Annotated in this window: 14 protein-coding genes; 8 read left to right on the top strand and 6 right to left on the bottom strand. The window is 56.8% G+C overall.

The annotated features are described in order from the left end of the window. Positions 1-471: 471 nt before the first annotated feature. From WFN75_RS21435 to hemC, 5 genes are all read right to left on the bottom strand, one after another. Positions 472-1,683 carry an MFS transporter gene (locus WFN75_RS21435; protein ID WP_336996785.1) on the bottom strand — a complete coding sequence of 404 codons (1,212 nt, stop codon included), beginning with the start codon at positions 1,681-1,683 and terminating at the stop codon, positions 472-474. Positions 1,684-1,852: 169 nt separating this feature from the next. Continuing rightward, positions 1,853-3,052: a protoheme IX biogenesis protein HemY gene (gene hemY, locus WFN75_RS21430; RefSeq protein ID WP_040078095.1), complete on the bottom strand. Its 1,200-nt coding sequence runs from the start codon at positions 3,050-3,052 to the stop codon at positions 1,853-1,855. Positions 3,053-3,054: 2 nt separating this feature from the next. Further along, positions 3,055-4,242 carry a uroporphyrinogen-III C-methyltransferase gene (gene hemX / locus WFN75_RS21425; RefSeq protein WP_336996784.1) on the bottom strand — a complete coding sequence of 396 codons (1,188 nt, stop codon included), beginning with the start codon at positions 4,240-4,242 and terminating at the stop codon, positions 3,055-3,057. 21 nt (positions 4,243-4,263) lie between these two features. Beyond that, positions 4,264-5,004, bottom strand: a complete 741-nt coding sequence (hemD, locus tag WFN75_RS21420) for a uroporphyrinogen-III synthase (protein ID WP_046886529.1) — start codon at positions 5,002-5,004, stop codon at positions 4,264-4,266. Further along, entirely contained in the window at positions 5,001-5,942 is a 942-nt protein-coding gene (hemC, locus tag WFN75_RS21415; protein WP_040078100.1) for a hydroxymethylbilane synthase, read from the bottom strand. The genes hemD and hemC overlap by 4 nt, the downstream gene beginning before the upstream one ends. A 343-nt stretch (positions 5,943-6,285) precedes the next feature. Here hemC and cyaA point away from each other — a divergent pair, with 343 nt between their 5' ends. Then, positions 6,286-8,829: a class I adenylate cyclase gene (gene cyaA / locus WFN75_RS21410; protein ID WP_040078101.1), complete on the top strand. Its 2,544-nt coding sequence runs from the start codon at positions 6,286-6,288 to the stop codon at positions 8,827-8,829. A 39-nt stretch (positions 8,830-8,868) separates the two neighbouring features. Here cyaA and cyaY read toward each other — a convergent pair whose 3' ends face one another. Next, complete coding sequence (gene cyaY / locus WFN75_RS21405) at positions 8,869-9,189, bottom strand: iron donor protein CyaY (protein ID WP_336996783.1); 321 nt, start codon at positions 9,187-9,189, stop codon at positions 8,869-8,871. A 139-nt stretch (positions 9,190-9,328) separates the two neighbouring features. On the opposite strand from cyaY, the gene lptM reads away from it, so the two are divergent. The 7 genes from lptM (at position 9,329) to ysgD (ending at position 15,155) form a co-directional block, all read left to right on the top strand. Next, positions 9,329-9,532, top strand: coding sequence for an LPS translocon maturation chaperone LptM (gene lptM / locus WFN75_RS21400; RefSeq protein ID WP_040078103.1), 204 nt, complete (start codon positions 9,329-9,331; stop codon positions 9,530-9,532). A 34-nt stretch (positions 9,533-9,566) separates the two neighbouring features. Next, positions 9,567-10,391, top strand: a complete 825-nt coding sequence (gene dapF, locus WFN75_RS21395; protein ID WP_040078104.1) for a diaminopimelate epimerase — start codon at positions 9,567-9,569, stop codon at positions 10,389-10,391. After that, positions 10,388-11,095 carry a DUF484 domain-containing protein gene (locus tag WFN75_RS21390; protein ID WP_040078105.1) on the top strand — a complete coding sequence of 236 codons (708 nt, stop codon included), beginning with the start codon at positions 10,388-10,390 and terminating at the stop codon, positions 11,093-11,095. The genes dapF and WFN75_RS21390 overlap by 4 nt, the downstream gene beginning before the upstream one ends. After that, positions 11,092-11,994: a tyrosine recombinase XerC gene (gene xerC, locus WFN75_RS21385; RefSeq protein WP_207292601.1), complete on the top strand. Its 903-nt coding sequence runs from the start codon at positions 11,092-11,094 to the stop codon at positions 11,992-11,994. Before WFN75_RS21390 ends, xerC begins: the two co-directional genes overlap by 4 nt. After that, positions 11,994-12,710, top strand: a complete 717-nt coding sequence (yigB, locus tag WFN75_RS21380; RefSeq protein ID WP_040078108.1) for a 5-amino-6-(5-phospho-D-ribitylamino)uracil phosphatase YigB — start codon at positions 11,994-11,996, stop codon at positions 12,708-12,710. The genes xerC and yigB overlap by 1 nt, the downstream gene beginning before the upstream one ends. Positions 12,711-12,786: 76 nt before the next feature. Further along, on the top strand, positions 12,787-14,949 hold the full coding sequence (gene uvrD / locus WFN75_RS21375) for a DNA helicase II (RefSeq protein ID WP_336996782.1): 2,163 nt from the start codon (positions 12,787-12,789) through the stop codon (positions 14,947-14,949). A gap of 149 nt (positions 14,950-15,098) precedes the next feature. Continuing rightward, a complete protein-coding gene (gene ysgD / locus WFN75_RS21370) occupies positions 15,099-15,155 on the top strand; it encodes a YsgD/CorL family protein (protein WP_212743980.1) in 57 nt (18 codons plus the stop codon). The last annotated feature ends 22 nt before the right edge of the window (positions 15,156-15,177 follow it).

The raw sequence follows: 15,177 nt of genomic DNA, 5'->3' as shown, positions 1-15,177 counted from the left end.
TGTTTTCTACCTTTCCTGCTGTGTTGCTCATCGCCGACAATCCCGTTCAGCATTGTCGTGAATGGGTGACAAATAACGCTTTGAATAATCTACATATTTTATTTGAACGCCTTTAGTGTCGCTACCTGGAGACACTTATTGTATCGCTGACCCTTTTTCTCCTGCCTCATTCCCTATGAACTGACATAAATCCCTTAGAACTTAAAAAGTTGTAGTGAAATCCATTTTCAGATGCGACGTTGGCACGTTACGTGCAATAATATAAATGTAGATGCTCATTCCATCTCTTATGTTCGCCTTAATGCCTCATAAACTCAGGAATGATGCAGAGCCATTTAAGGTGCTTATCGTCCACCGACAGATGTCGCTTCGGCCTCATCAAACACCATGGACATAACGTTGAGTGAAGCACCACTATGTTGTCAAACAGACCTGTTTAACGCCTGCTTTTATAGCAGGCGTTTTTTTGGTTTATTCCCGGTAGCGGATCATTACGGCAGCGACCAACAACAGCGCGCTCGCCGACACCAGATAAAACGCCTGTATCGCCCCGTGCGTGGCGGCAATCAGCGCCGCGATGCTGGTAAAGACCGAGGCACTTACTGTTTGCCACCGCCATGCTTTGCCACTGGCGGCGGCGATATGCGTGGCTGCAAAACTGCTCAGCACACCAAAGGTTCCGGCAGCAAAGATAATATTCGATGCCAGGTGAGCAATAAAAATCAGCCCCAGAGCGATGGCTTGCTTTCCAGGCAGAGCCGGAATAAATGCGTAAGCGACGAAAAACAGTCCCAGACAAAGCAGTAGCGGTCGGTTTTGACCTGCATAGCGGGGAAGACTCTCCTTATTGATCAGCAGCGGCCCGCAAAGTTGCCCCAGGCTGCGGGCAAACAGTAACGGGAGCGCCATACCGGCAGCGTCAGCAGGTTGAATTTGCTGCGCCAGCGCAGGAAGGAGGGCCATAGCGGGCGCACCGACGGCCGCCAGTGCAGGCAAGAGTAACAGGCTGCGTTTTTGCCGTAGCGTGAGGCTTCGCCAGGATACGGTTACCGCCTGCGGGGTGTCGGGCTCTGAAGGCGCAGGTTTGCCAGAAAAGGCTCGCCCGGTCTGATAAAGCAACAGTAAAGATCCCCCAAAGCTGAGCGCATCTGTCGCCAGTAACACGGCCATAGGGACATGTTGAAACAACAAAACCCCAAGCCCGGTGCCCAGCAGCACCTGTGAGGCAAAAATCACATGCTCAAGGCAAGTCGCGGCTGGCAGCTCTGGCTCAGGAAGGCCCCGTTTGAAGAGCAACGTCAGTGCAGGCCAGCTCATACCGCTCAATAATGCTTCGCATGACTGTACCGCCAGCAGCGCCGTGATGCTGTGATAGTGCATCCCCAGCAGGGGAAATAACAGCGCCAGTAAACCCAGTAACTCGGTGAAGATTAAGATCCTGATGGGGGCAAATCGTGTGCAGAGCTTTTCGCCGAGCAGGCTACCCACATAGCCGGGAAGGGTGGCAAAAAGCCAGGCAAGGGTCAGTAACGATGGGGGCGCTTGCCACTCCAGCAACAGGCCAAACACCAGCACCAGCGTGAGTCCATTACCCAGTGAGGTAAAAATAAAAGCACAGGCAAGCAGGCGGAGCCAGCGATGGCACCGCAGCGCGCTCAAGAGCGCATACAGAAGGGTGTTCATGAACACAGTCCTTTCAAAAACGGTTTAATCCACGCGGCAAAGCGCGTGTACGAATAAAGGTTGATGAAAGGATGTCGTTACATTGGCGGGACGTTTCTCTGATGGCGATGAACAGACTGTAGCAGGCCTGCAGCGATAAAAAAAGGAGGCCTTACGGCCTCCTCATGCGCTACGGTTGGACGCTGTTATTTTGCAGCGTTAACAGCAAGCCATCGCGACGCATCGCGGCGGCCTCTTCTGGCTGGTGCAGCCTGTCCAGCGTATCGGCAAGCCAGGCATAGTCGAACGCGTCCGGACGCTGCTTAAGCGCGGCGCGGAAGGCGAGGCTGGCCTCTTTCCACTCACCGTGTTTAGTGAGCGACTGGCCCAGCGTGCTCCACAGCAGCGGGCGATCGCCCACGGTTTTGATCTGCTGGCGCAACATTTTTTCGATCTGCTCTGGATTGTTGGTTTTCAGGCGCGGGATGACCATGACCAGGCGATCGTCATACTGGCGCTTCAGGCCATCGAGGATGATCTCCTGTGCGGTGTCATGATCGTCACATTCGATAAGATGCTCCGCCATGGCCACCTGCAGCGATACCTGCTGGCGCGTTTTACGGCTTTGGTTCTTCCACCAGCTTTTCAGACCATCGCTGCCCAAATCGGCCCGGGCCTGATCCATCAGCCCAATCCAGGCGAGACGTTGCAGCTCATCGCGCTGTTCTTCGTCACCCACGTCGGCTTTCGCCATCGAGGGAATGATGTCCAGCAACGAGCCCCAGGCACCGGTACGGATATAGGCCTGTTCGGCCAGACGCAGCACTTCCGGATGACGCGGGGTGATCTCCAGCAGACGGTCAATGCCGTGGCGTGCCGCATGGTTTTCGTTACGCGCCAGCTGCAGGCGTACGCGGGTAATTTCCACCGGGATCTGATCGTTGGACGCCAGTTCAGCGGCGCGCTCCAGGTGCTGATTGGCACGAGCTTCATCGCCTCGCTGCTGCGCCGCTTCGGCCGCCAACAGGTAGTTCACTACCGGCTGTTCAGCGTGGTCGGCATTCTTCGACATCAGCTTTTCAACCTGCTGATAGTCGCCTTCGGCCAGTTTCAGCAGCGCCTGTTCAGTCTGTTTACGTGCGCGACGGCGTTTACGCCCCACAAACCAGCTCCGGGTGTGAGCCCCGGTCCGGAAGATGCGACGCAGGATCCACTCGACGGCGAACAGCACAACCATCGCCAGGATCAGAATGATCACCAGCCCCGTGACGCTGGTTTCAACGTTGTAGTTGTCCGTCTGGATCAAGACGTACCCCTGATGGCCCGCCAGCATTGGGCCGAGGACGATCCCGGCGATCAACAGTAAGAAGAGCAACAAGACTTTGATCATGGTTACTCTCCCTGCGGTGCGCTTTGTGGCGCGCTTTCAGGCGCAGCGGTATTTGCTTCGGAGGCGACACCAGGCTGCGCCAGCAGATTACGCACGCGCGTTTGCATCAGTTTTTCCAGCACCGGCTGGCTTTCCAGCTTGTCCGGGACATTCATGGTGATGTTCTGCTGGCTGAGCTTATCCACCTCTTCCAGGAACGCGGTGGTGGTGGCATCGTCGGTATCGTAATAGGCGCGAACCCAGGTGGAGACGTTGTCCAGCGCCTGCTTGTAAGTCTCTTCCTGATGGCGCGGCACGGCCTGGGCGGCGACCAGCAGGCGGGAGCGGATGTTTTCACGCAGATAGACATCCTGATTAGGCGCCAGTAACGGTACGGCGGTTTCGTCACGGCGGCGAATGGTAATAAAGCTGTCCATAAAGTTCTGCCAGCTTTTTTGCAGGTTTATGCGCCACTCACTGATAGAGCTGGACAGTTCGCCGCTATCAGAATCCATCGGGGTGTCGTCATCGTTGTTATCCGCCAGACGCAGGTTATCAATCTGGTTCGACAGTTGGTTAACCTTAAGGATAATGCCGTCGTAATCGACCTGAGAAACGGCGGCCAGGCTTGCGATATCTTCGGTGATGGCACGACGCGCGTTGATCAGGCTCGGGTCGTTCATATCGGCCAGGCTGGCGTCGGCGCTTTTCAGCAGAGCGGCGGCGGTGGTGACATCCTGATCGCTCCACAGCTTACGTCCGGCCAGTTTGACCAGAAAATCGGACTGGGCCAGCAGCCAGGTTTTTGCATCGGTACCGGAGATGGTGGCCACCTTCTGCTGCACCTCGTCCAGCTGTTTTGTCAGCTCAGCCTGCTTGTTATTGGCGGCGGTCAGCGCATCGGCCTGCTGCTTAATAACCGCTTCCAGATCCGTTTTTTGCGTCTCCTGCGCTTTTTGCAAGGCGGTGACCTGGCTCACCAGCGCATCATTGGTGGCGGTCTGGTTGGAGGCCTGATTTTTTACCAGACCGTACAGACCTACGCCCGCGGCGAGCGCGATCGCAATCGCAATGGCGCTTAGCGCAAGGCTGGTTTTATTCATGTCGCGCTTCTGGGCAGTAGTGTTCTCGGTCTTCTCTGACTGTGGCGTGGTGTCCACCGTCTCCCTGGTCTCTTCAACCACGGCGGAGGATTTTTCTTGTTCCGTCATTATGGCTTCCCATTATGAGAGTTATTGTAATGCGCGCAGCAGCGCATCGTTGTCGGCGTTATCAGCGACCCTAATATCTTGCCAGCCCAGTTCCCGGGCGAGGTTCGCCAGACGCTCACTGACGACAATCAGCCGACAGCGGAGTAACCAGTTTTCACGATACCATGGTGGAATGAGCGACCAGAGCTGTTGCAGCATTTCACCGCTGGTGATCACCAGCGTTGTCACGCCGCGTTGATGCCAGCGCATGGCCTCTTCCGCACCATCATAATGCCTGGTACAACGTTGATAACATTCGCAGAATTTCACCTCTGCGCCGCGCTCGCGAAGCGTTTCACCCAACAGCTCACGCCCGCCGTTTCCGCGCAGAATCAGTGCGCGCTTTCCTGCAACAGACTGTAATTCAGGTAATTGTAGCAACACTTCGCTGGTCTCCCGATCCCGCGGATAGCGAATATCGATTCCGCTAACGGTATGCAGGGCCAGCGCGGTGGTTCGGCCAATGGCGAAGTAGCCGGGGGAGAGCGGCCAGGTTTGGCCTTCCTGTTGCAATTGCGCATGGGCAAACTCCACGGCATGTTGCGACAGCGCAAAAAGCAGGTCGCCTTCCCGTAGGGCGTGAAGCTGCTCTGTGAGCAGAGGCAGCTCCCTTCCCTGAGAGAACTCAATCAGCGGAAAGCTCCATGCCACCTGCCCCAGTGCGCGCAGACGGCTCACTAACTGCTCTCCTGCGGGAGAAGGGCGGGTGACGAGAATACTCATGCCGGGGGTTCTCCGTTATAAACGTCTGCCAGGATCTCGCGCGCGCCGTTATCGAGCAGCTCCTCAGCGAGCGATACGCCAAGCTGCTCGGCATCTTGCGGCTTACCGCGACGTTCACCGCGCACCATTTTAGATCCGTCCGGGGCGCCAACCAGCGCCCGCAGCCACAGCTCATCATTCTTTAATTCAGCATAGCTGCCAATCGGCACCTGACAGCCGCCTTCGAGGCGGGTATTCATGGCGCGCTCCGCCTGGACACGAATCGCGGTTTCGTCGTGATTGAGCGGGGCGAGCAGGTCGCGGGTGTGTTGGTCGTCGAGACGGCACTCAATACCCACCGCACCCTGGCCCACCGCAGGCAGAGAGAGTTCGGGTGGCAACGCCACGCGTACGCGTGACTCCAGCCCCAGACGTTTCAGCCCAGCGACCGCAAGGATGATGGCATCATAGTCGCCGTTATCAAGTTTGCTCAGGCGGGTACCCACGTTGCCGCGCAGCGATCGGATAACCAGATCCGGGCGGCGCTCGGCCAGCTGACACTGGCGGCGTAAACTTGACGTGCCAACCACGCTGCCCTGAGGCAACGCGTCAAGCGAGGCGAAGTGGTTGGAGACAAACGCATCGCGCGGATCTTCACGCTCGCAAATCGTGACCAGGCCCAGCCCTTCGGGAAACTCAACCGGAACGTCTTTCATGGAGTGAACGGCAATATCGGCACGGCCTTCGAGCAGGGCCAGTTCCAGCTCTTTGACAAACAGCCCTTTACCGCCCACCTTGGCCAGCGGCGTATCGAGGATCACATCGCCCCGCGTCACCATAGGAACCAGCTCAACATGGAGATCGGCGTGGTAGGCTTCGAGGCGCTGCTTTACATAATGTGCCTGCCAGAGCGCAAGAGGGCTTTGGCGTGTGGCAATTCTTAAAACATTGTCTAACATGCTTGTTACCGTCATTTTCGTCTACAGACCATCCTAACATTGTTGTCTCTGGGATGGCAGTTTTACGGACGATGATGGGAAGAGGGACAAGGCAGCGGCACAAGTTGCCTGGCGCCGTATTCAGGAATTTACACGTACAGAACGGTGCTACACTTGTATGTAGCGCATCTTTCTTTACGGTCAATCGGCAAGGTGTTAAATTGATCACGTTTTAGACCATTTTTTCGTCGTTATGACCATAATGACCCAGGGCGAAAAGTGACGGTTTATTTTTGAAATAGTGTGAATGCGTTTCTCGCGGCCCCGCCAACGGCAACGCCTTCAGAACATCAGGCGATACGTCTTGTACCTCTATATTGAGACTCTGAAACAGAGACTGGATGCCATTAACCAACTGCGCGTAGATCGCGCGCTTGCTGCAATGGGACCCGCTTTCCAGCAGGTTTACAGTCTACTGCCGACATTGTTGCACTATCACCATCCGCTGATGCCAGGCTACCTGGACGGTAACGTTCCCAGAGGCATCTGTCTTTTCACGCCTGATGAAACCCAACAGCACTATCTGAACGAGCTGGAACTCTACCGTGGCATGCCGCCACAGGACTCTCCGAAAGGTGAACTGCCGATCACCGGCGTTTACACAATGGGCAGTACCTCATCGGTAGGGCAAAGCTGTTCTTCTGACCTGGATATCTGGGTCTGCCATCAATCCTGGCTTGATAACGAAGAGCGCCAGCTGTTGCAGCGTAAATGCAGCCTGCTGGAGAGCTGGGCGGCATCGCTCGGTGTGGAAGTGAGCTTCTTCCTGATTGATGAAAACCGATTCCGTCATAACGAAAGCGGCAGTCTGGGTGGTGAAGACTGCGGCTCGACTCAGCATATGCTGTTGCTGGATGAATTTTACCGTAGTGCTGTTCGCCTGGCCGGTAAGCGTATTCTGTGGAATATGGTGCCGTGCGATGAAGAAGAGCATTACGACGATTACGTTATGTCGCTCTATTCTCAGGGTGTGCTGACGCCAAACGAGTGGCTGGACCTGGGCGGCTTAAGCTCTCTTTCCGCTGAAGAGTATTTTGGCGCCAGCCTCTGGCAGCTCTATAAAAGTATCGACTCACCGTACAAAGCGGTGTTGAAAACCCTGCTCCTCGAAACCTACTCCTGGGAATATCCTACGCCGCGCCTGCTGGCGAAAGACATCAAGCAGCGTCTGCACGACGGGGAGATTGTCTCCTTCGGGCTCGATGCCTACTGCATGATGCTGGAGCGCGTGACGGAATACCTGAAAGCCATTGACGACACCACCCGTCTGGACCTGGTGCGTCGCTGTTTCTATCTCAAAGTCTGTGAGAAGCTGAGCCGCGAACGGGCCTGCGTGGGCTGGCGTCGTGAAGTAGTCAGTCAACTGGTCAAAGAGTGGGGATGGGACGAAGAGCGGCTGGCAATGCTCGACAATCGCGCCAACTGGAAGATCGATCAGGTGCGAGAAGCGCATAATGAACTGCTCGATGCCATGATGCAGAGCTACCGTAACCTGATTCGCTTTGCTCGACGCAACAACCTCAGCGTTTCCGCCAGTCCGCAGGATATTGGGGTGTTGACCCGTAAACTGTACGCTGCGTTTGAAGCGCTGCCGGGTAAAGTCACGCTGGTTAACCCGCAGATTTCGCCTGACCTGTCTGAACCGAATCTGACCTTTATCTATGTACCGCCGGGCCGCGCGAACCGCACCGGGTGGTATCTGTATAACCGTGCGCCAAGCATGGATTCGATTATCAGCCATCAGCCGCTGGAATATAACCGCTACCTGAACAAGCTGGTGGCCTGGGCCTGGTTCAATGGCCTGCTGACGTCGCGTACCCGGCTGTTTATCAAAGGCAATGAGGTCGTCGACTTAGCCAAGCTGCAGGAGATGGTCGCGGACGTATCGAGCCACTTCCCGCTGCGTCTGCCGGCACCGACGCCAAAAGCGCTCTACAGTCCGTGCGAAATTCGCCATCTGGCGATCATCGTTAACCTGGAGTACGACCCGACGGCGGCCTTCCGCAATCAGGTGGTTCACTTTGATTTCCGCAAGCTGGATGTCTTTAGCTTTGGCGAGCAGCAAAATTGCCTGGTAGGCAGTATCGACCTGCTCTATCGCAACTCCTGGAACGAAGTGCGTACGCTGCACTTCAACGGCGAGCAGGCGATGATCGAAGCGCTGAAGACCATTCTTGGCAAGATGCACCAGGATGCGGCTCCGCCGGACAGCGTCGAGGTGTTCTGCTATAGCCAGCACCTGCGCGGTTTGATCCGTACCCGCGTGCAGCAACTGGTCTCCGAGTGTATCGAACTGCGTCTTTCAAGCACCCGCCACGAAACTGGCCGCTTCAAAGCGCTGCGTGTCTCCGGCCAGACCTGGGGGCTGTTCTTCGAGCGCCTGAACGTATCGGTGCAGAAACTGGAAAACGCCATCGAGTTTTACGGCGCGATTTCCCATAACAAGCTGCATGGCTTGTCTGTGCAGGTAGAAACCAACCACGTGAAGTTGCCGCAGGTGGTGGATGGCTTTGCCAGTGAAGGGATTATTCAGTTCTTCTTTGAAGAGGTGGGGGATGACGCCGGGTTTAACATCTATATCCTGGATGAGACCAACCGCGCCGAAGTTTATCACCACTGTGAAGGCAGCAAAGAGGAGCTGGTACGCGACGTGAGCCGCTTCTACTCCTCATCGCACGATCGCTTCACCTATGGCTCCAGTTTTATCAACTTTAACCTGCCGCAGTTCTACCAGATTGTGAAAGTGGATGGCCGTGCTCAGGTGATTCCGTTCCGTACGCAGGTAATTGCTGCCGCCCCCGCGAATCAGGACGCCGGCGCACCGCTGCTGCAGCAGTATTTCTCGTAGTCGGGCCCGGTAAGCGTGACGCTACCGGGCTAAAACGCGTTAGCTAAAGCTGACTTTCTCACCTGCCTGGGATGTTGCCGCCTGTTCCAGCAGATCCCAGAAGCGCTCGCCGCTACGGTCACAAATCCACTCATCACCTTTCAGATCGAAATGGTAGCCGCCCTGTTTGGTCGCCAGCCACACCTGATGCAGCGGCTCTTGACGGTTAATGATGATTTTAGTGCCGTTTTCGAAGCTGATGGTCAGCACGCCGCCATTAATCTCACAATCGATATCGCTGTCGCCGTCCCAGTCGTCCAGGCGCTCTTCAATGGTCTGCCACAGGTCGTCTGCAAGGCGATGGAATTCACTGTCATTCATGGGTCTGTTCCTGTTTTTCGTGATGGCGGCAGTATAACGCTAAATAATTCCCGTTGCAGGTAAGCGGCAAACTCTTGCTTTTGTGTCTTCTCCTGCGATGATAGAAAGCATAAAGCACGAACTTACAGGCAACTAAATAATGAAAAACGTTTTTGGAACGCTGGCCGTTCTCCTCACGCTGCTGAGCCTGACCGGCTGTGGTCTGAAGGGGCCGCTCTATTTCCCACCCGCGGATAAAACGGCGCCGCCGCCAACCCGGCCGGTGGAGAGCCATATTGAGTCAACCACCCCGGTCAGTAACGATCGTGGCGACAACGGCGGCCCGACTCAGGTGAACTACTGACGATCCGTTCTGTACCCGCGCAATGGAGCAAATGATGCAGTTCTCTAAAATGCATGGCCTTGGCAACGATTTTATGGTCGTCGACGCGGTAACGCAGAATGTCTTCTTTTCCCCGGAGCTGATTCGCCGTCTGTCAGACAGACACCTGGGCGTGGGTTTTGACCAACTGTTGGTGGTTGAACCCCCCTACGATCCGGATCTCGATTTTCATTACCGCATTTTTAACGCGGATGGCAGCGAAGTCTCTCAGTGCGGCAACGGTGCGCGCTGTTTTGCCCGCTTTGTCCGCCTGAAAGGGCTGACCAACAAGCGTGACATTCGCGTCAGCACCGCCAACGGCCGCATGGTGCTTAGCGTTACCGATGATGAACTGGTGCGGGTCAACATGGGTGAGCCGCAGTTTGAGCCCTCGCAGGTGCCGTTTCGCGCCAACAAAGCGGAAAAGACCTATATCATGCGCGCCGCGGAACAGACAGTCTTGTGTGGCGTGGTCTCCATGGGTAATCCCCACTGTGTGATTCAGGTTGATGATGTCACTACCGCCGCCGTCGAAACCCTTGGCCCGATACTGGAAAGCCATGAACGTTTCCCGGAGCGCGCCAATATCGGCTTTATGCAGGTAGTGAAAAACGAGCATATCCGGCTGCGCGTGTATGAGCGTGGTGCGGGTGAGACACAAGCTTGCGGCAGCGGCGCGTGTGCCGCCGTTGCGGTAGGTATCTCACAAGGGTTACTGGCAGAAGAGGTTCGCGTGGAGTTACCCGGCGGCCGACTGGATATTGCCTGGAAAGGCCCGGGTCACCCACTGTATATGACCGGCCCGGCGGCACATGTTTACGACGGATTTATTCATCTATGAAGCAACCAGGGGAAGAACTGCAGGAGTCACTGACAGAGCTGGACGATCGGGCGGTTGTTGATTATCTGCTGCGCCATCCTGAGTTTTTTATCCGCAATGCGCGCGTTGTCGAACAGATGCGTGTACCGCATCCGGTTCGCGAAACCGTGTCACTGGTCGAGTGGCATATGGCGCGCTCGCGTCATCAGATCTCGCATCTGGAAGAGAATATCTCTCTGCTGATGGAACAAGCCACCAGCAATGAGAGCCTCTTCTACCGGCTGCTGCATCTGCAGTCCCGGCTGGCATCTGCCAGCAGCCTGGACGAATTCCTCAACCGTTTCCATCGCTGGGCCCGCGAACTGGGGTTGGCAGGCGCAACGATCCGCCTGTTCCCTGACCGCTGGCGTATCGGCGCGCCCTCTGGCTTTACCCATCTGGCACTGAACCGTCAGGCCTTCGAACCGTTGCGCATTCAGCGTCTGGGCAGGGAGCATCACTATCTGGGTACGCTCAACGGACCGGAACTGCTGGTGGTGCTACCGGAGGCTAAAGCCATCGGTTCGGTGGCGATGTCGCTGATGGGACGTGACGGCGATCTTGGCGTGATACTCTTTACCAGCCGGGACGCGCAGCATTATCAGCAGGGACAGGGCACTCAACTGCTCCAGGAGATCGCTTTGATGTTGCCAGAACTGCTGGAGCGCTGGGTCGAGCGCCTATGACCGGGGCCTCGCTAACTTCCGCCGTGACGCGCTTTATGCGCTACCTGGGCGTTGAGCGCCAGCTCAGTCCCATTACGCTTAAGAATTATCAGCGCCAGCTGGATGCCATCATGCAGATTGCGGAAGAGAGCGGTCTGCAAAGCTGGCAGCAGTGCGATGCTGCCACGGTACGGGGATTTGCCGTACGCAGCCGCCGCAAAGGTCTTGGCCCGGCGAGCCTGGCGTTACGCCTCTCGGCATTACGTAGCTTCTTTGACTGGCTGGTGGCTCAGGGCGAACTCACGGCCAATCCGGCGAAAGGCATCTCCGCGCCGAAAGCACCGCGTCATCTGCCTAAAAATATCGATGTGGATGACGTTAACCGCCTGCTGAATATCGACCTTAACGATCCGCTGGCGGTGCGCGACAGGGCGATGCTGGAAGTGATGTATGGCGCCGGCCTGCGACTCTCTGAACTGGTGAACCTGGACAGTAAACATCTCGATCTCGACACCGGTGAAGTGTGGGTGATAGGCAAGGGGAGCAAAGAGCGCCGTCTGCCGATTGGCCGCAACGCCGTCGTCTGGATTGAACACTGGCTGGATCTGCGCGGGCTGTTTGGTGCCGACGACGATGCGCTGTTTCTCTCGAAGCTGGGCAAGCGCATCTCGGCGCGTAACGTGCAAAAACGCTTCGCTGAGTGGGGCATCAAGCAGGGGCTGAACAGCCATGTGCATCCTCACAAACTGCGCCACTCCTTCGCCTCTCATATGCTGGAGTCCAGCGGCGATCTGCGCGGCGTTCAGGAGTTATTGGGGCATGCCAATTTATCCACCACTCAAATCTATACCCATCTCGATTTTCAACACCTTGCCTCGGTGTACGACGCGGCGCATCCACGCGCCAAACGGGGGAAATAATGCGTTTTTACCGTCCGGTCGGCCAGATTTCTGCGCTGACCTTTGATCTCGATGACACGCTGTACGATAACCGTCAGGTGATCCTGCGCACCGAGCAGGAAGCGCTGAGCTTTGTTCAGAACTATCACCCGGCGTTAAAAACGCTGCAAAACAGCGAGTTTCATCGCCTGCGCCAGGCGTTACGGGAGACTGAACCGGATATTTATCACGATGTCACCGAATGGCGGCGTCGGGCGGTTGAACAGGCGATGCTGGATGCCGGCCTCACGGCGTCCGAAGCGGCTCTGGGCGCGGAGGCGTCGATGGCGCATTTTGCTAAATGGCGTAGCCGTATCGATGTGCCGCAAGAGACGCACGATACCCTTGCCGCGCTTGCCGAAAAGTGGCCGCTGGTGGCTATCACCAACGGCAATGCTCAGCCAGAGCTCTTTGGCCTGGGTGATTACTTCGAATTTGTACTGCGTGCCGGCCCGGACGGACGCTCGAAGCCGTTCAACGACATGTACCATCTGGCGGCTAAAAGACTCAACGTACCGCTGGGCGAGATCCTGCACGTGGGCGATGACCTCACCACCGACGTGGCGGGGGCGATCCGCTGTGGCATGCAGGCTTGCTGGATCAAGCCTGAAAACGCCGACCTGATGCAGGCTTTCGACAGCCGCCTGCTGCCACACGTGGAAATTTCGCGGTTGGCATCCCTCACGACGCTGATATAATCACCAGCAGTATTGTATAAATTAACAGTATGTCCGGTGGCAAGCGCCGCCGGGCAGCTCACTTCTGGCGGTGCCAATGGACGTTTCTTACCTTCTCGACAGCCTTAATGATAATCAGCGTGATGCGGTTGCCGCTTCGCGCACTAACTTGCTGGTGCTGGCAGGGGCGGGGAGTGGTAAGACGCGTGTGTTAGTGCACCGTATCGCCTGGTTACAGAGCGTAGAAAACTGCTCGCCTTACTCCATCATGGCGGTGACCTTTACCAACAAGGCGGCGGCGGAGATGCGCCACCGTATCACCCAACTGATGGGCACCAGCCAGGGCGGTATGTGGGTGGGTACTTTCCACGGCCTGGCGCATCGCCTGCTGCGCGCTCACCATCTGGATGCTAACCTGCCGCAGGATTTCCAGATCCTCGATAGCGAAGACCAGCTGCGTCTGCTTAAGCGCTTGATCAAGGCGATGAACCTTGATGAGAAGCAGTGGCCGCCGCGTCAGGCGATGTGGTACATCAACGGCCAGAAAGACGAAGGGCTACGCCCACACCATATCCAGAGTTTCGGTAATCCGGTCGAGCAGACCTGGCAGAAGGTTTACCAGGCCTATCAGGAAGCTTGTGACCGTGCGGGGCTGGTCGACTTCGCTGAGCTGCTGCTGCGTGCCCATGAGCTGTGGCTCAACAAGCCGCATATTTTGCAGCACTATCGCGAGCGCTTTACCAACATCCTGGTGGACGAATTCCAGGATACCAACAACATTCAGTACGCGTGGATCCGCCTGCTGGCGGGCGACACCGGCAAGGTGATGATCGTTGGCGATGACGACCAGTCGATCTACGGCTGGCGCGGGGCGCAGGTTGAAAATATCCAGCGCTTCCTCAACGACTTCCCCGGTGCGCAGACCATCCGCCTGGAACAGAACTACCGTTCAACCAGCAACATTCTGAGCGCGGCCAACGCCCTGATCGAGAACAACAACGGGCGTCTGGGCAAAAAGCTCTGGACCGACGGCGTCGATGGCGAGCCAATCTCTCTTTACTGCGCGTTCAACGAACTCGATGAAGCGCGGTTTGTGGTGAACCGCATCAAGACCTGGCAGGACAACGGCGGCGCGCTGGAGCAGTGCGCTATTCTCTATCGCAGCAACGCCCAGTCGCGTGTGCTGGAAGAGGCGCTGCTGCAGGTGAGCATGCCGTACCGCATTTACGGGGGCATGCGCTTCTTCGAGCGCCAGGAGATCAAAGATGCGCTCTCCTATCTGCGCCTGATTGCCAACCGTAATGACGATGCCGCCTTTGAGCGCGTGGTGAATACCCCGACGCGCGGGATCGGCGATCGTACCCTGGACGTGGTGCGTCAGACCTCGCGTGAACGTCAACTCACGTTATGGCAGGCCTGTCGCGAGTTATTACAGGAGAGAGCCCTCGCCGGGCGTGCCGCCAGCGCCCTGCAGCGTTTCCTCGAGCTTATCGAAGCGCTGGCGCAAGAGACCGCCGACATGCCGCTGCACGTGCAGACCGACCGGGTGATTAAAGATTCCGGCCTGCGCACCATGTATGAGCAGGAAAAGGGCGAGAAAGGCCAGACCCGTATCGAAAACTTAGAGGAGCTGGTGACGGCAACGCGCCAGTTCAGCTACAACGAAGAAGACGAAGACCTGATGCCGCTGCAGGCATTCCTCTCTCACGCCGCGCTGGAAGCGGGCGAAGGGCAGGCGGATACCTGGCAGGACGCGGTGCAACTTATGACCCTGCACTCCGCGAAAGGGCTGGAGTTCCCGCAGGTGTTCATCGTCGGGATGGAAGAGGGGATGTTCCCCAGCCAGATGTCGCTGGATGAGGGCGGTCGTCTGGAAGAAGAGCGTCGCCTGGCCTACGTGGGGGTGACGCGTGCAATGCAGAAGCTGACGCTCACCTACGCCGAAACCCGTCGTCTGTACGGCAAAGAGGTCTATCATCGCCCGTCACGTTTTATTGGCGAGCTGCCAGAAGCGTGCGTGGAAGAGGTACGCCTGCGCGCCAGCATCAGCCGTCCGGTCAGCCATCAGCGTATGGGAACGCCCGTCTCTGAAAACGACACGGGATACAAGCTGGGGCAGCGTGTCCGCCATGCTAAATTTGGCGAGGGCACCATCGTCAATCTGGAAGGCAGCGGCGAGCACAGCCGCCTGCAGGTCGCGTTTCAGGGCCAGGGAATTAAATGGCTGGTGGCCGCTTACGCGAAGCTGGAAGCGGTGTAACTTTCAGAAAAACATCATAATTTTGTAATTATCTGCTAGCCTTATACGTTGAGGGTGATTTATTGCTCTTCAGCGTTCCGTTGCGTGTTGACGCCGCAGTTATTGCTGGCGTAACATGCGCGCACGATTACGCTAAGAGGACATTCGCCTTGGACACACCCAGTAGATACTGGCTCAATTCCCTGTCATCCAGGAACAACTCCTAAGGCTATCTCCTCACGCTGATGG

This window comes from Leclercia sp. UBA7405 (genome assembly GCF_037152215.1).
GTDB lineage: Bacteria > Pseudomonadota > Gammaproteobacteria > Enterobacterales > Enterobacteriaceae > Enterobacter > Enterobacter pneumoniae.
Note: the sequence above shows the minus strand (reverse complement) of the source record. Positions and strands in the feature narration are given on the sequence as shown.

Bases quoted from the DNA above. Each gene is read 5' to 3' on its own strand.
- cyaY (WP_336996783.1), bottom strand. From the start codon at position 9,189: ATGAATGACAGTGAATTCCATCGCCTTGCAGACGACCTGTGGCAGACC.
- yigB (WP_040078108.1), top strand. From the start codon at position 11,994: ATGCGTTTTTACCGTCCGGTCGGCCAGATTTCTGCGCTGACCTTTGAT.
- WFN75_RS21390 (WP_040078105.1), top strand. From the start codon at position 10,388: ATGAAGCAACCAGGGGAAGAACTGCAGGAGTCACTGACAGAGCTGGAC.
- dapF (WP_040078104.1), top strand. From the start codon at position 9,567: ATGCAGTTCTCTAAAATGCATGGCCTTGGCAACGATTTTATGGTCGTC.
- WFN75_RS21435 (WP_336996785.1), bottom strand. From the start codon at position 1,683: ATGAACACCCTTCTGTATGCGCTCTTGAGCGCGCTGCGGTGCCATCGC.
- xerC (WP_207292601.1), top strand. From the start codon at position 11,092: ATGACCGGGGCCTCGCTAACTTCCGCCGTGACGCGCTTTATGCGCTAC.
- uvrD (WP_336996782.1), top strand. From the start codon at position 12,787: ATGGACGTTTCTTACCTTCTCGACAGCCTTAATGATAATCAGCGTGAT.
- hemD (WP_046886529.1), bottom strand. From the start codon at position 5,004: ATGAGTATTCTCGTCACCCGCCCTTCTCCCGCAGGAGAGCAGTTAGTG.
- lptM (WP_040078103.1), top strand. From the start codon at position 9,329: ATGAAAAACGTTTTTGGAACGCTGGCCGTTCTCCTCACGCTGCTGAGC.
- hemX (WP_336996784.1), bottom strand. From the start codon at position 4,242: ATGACGGAACAAGAAAAATCCTCCGCCGTGGTTGAAGAGACCAGGGAG.
- hemC (WP_040078100.1), bottom strand. From the start codon at position 5,942: ATGTTAGACAATGTTTTAAGAATTGCCACACGCCAAAGCCCTCTTGCG.
- hemY (WP_040078095.1), bottom strand. From the start codon at position 3,052: ATGATCAAAGTCTTGTTGCTCTTCTTACTGTTGATCGCCGGGATCGTC.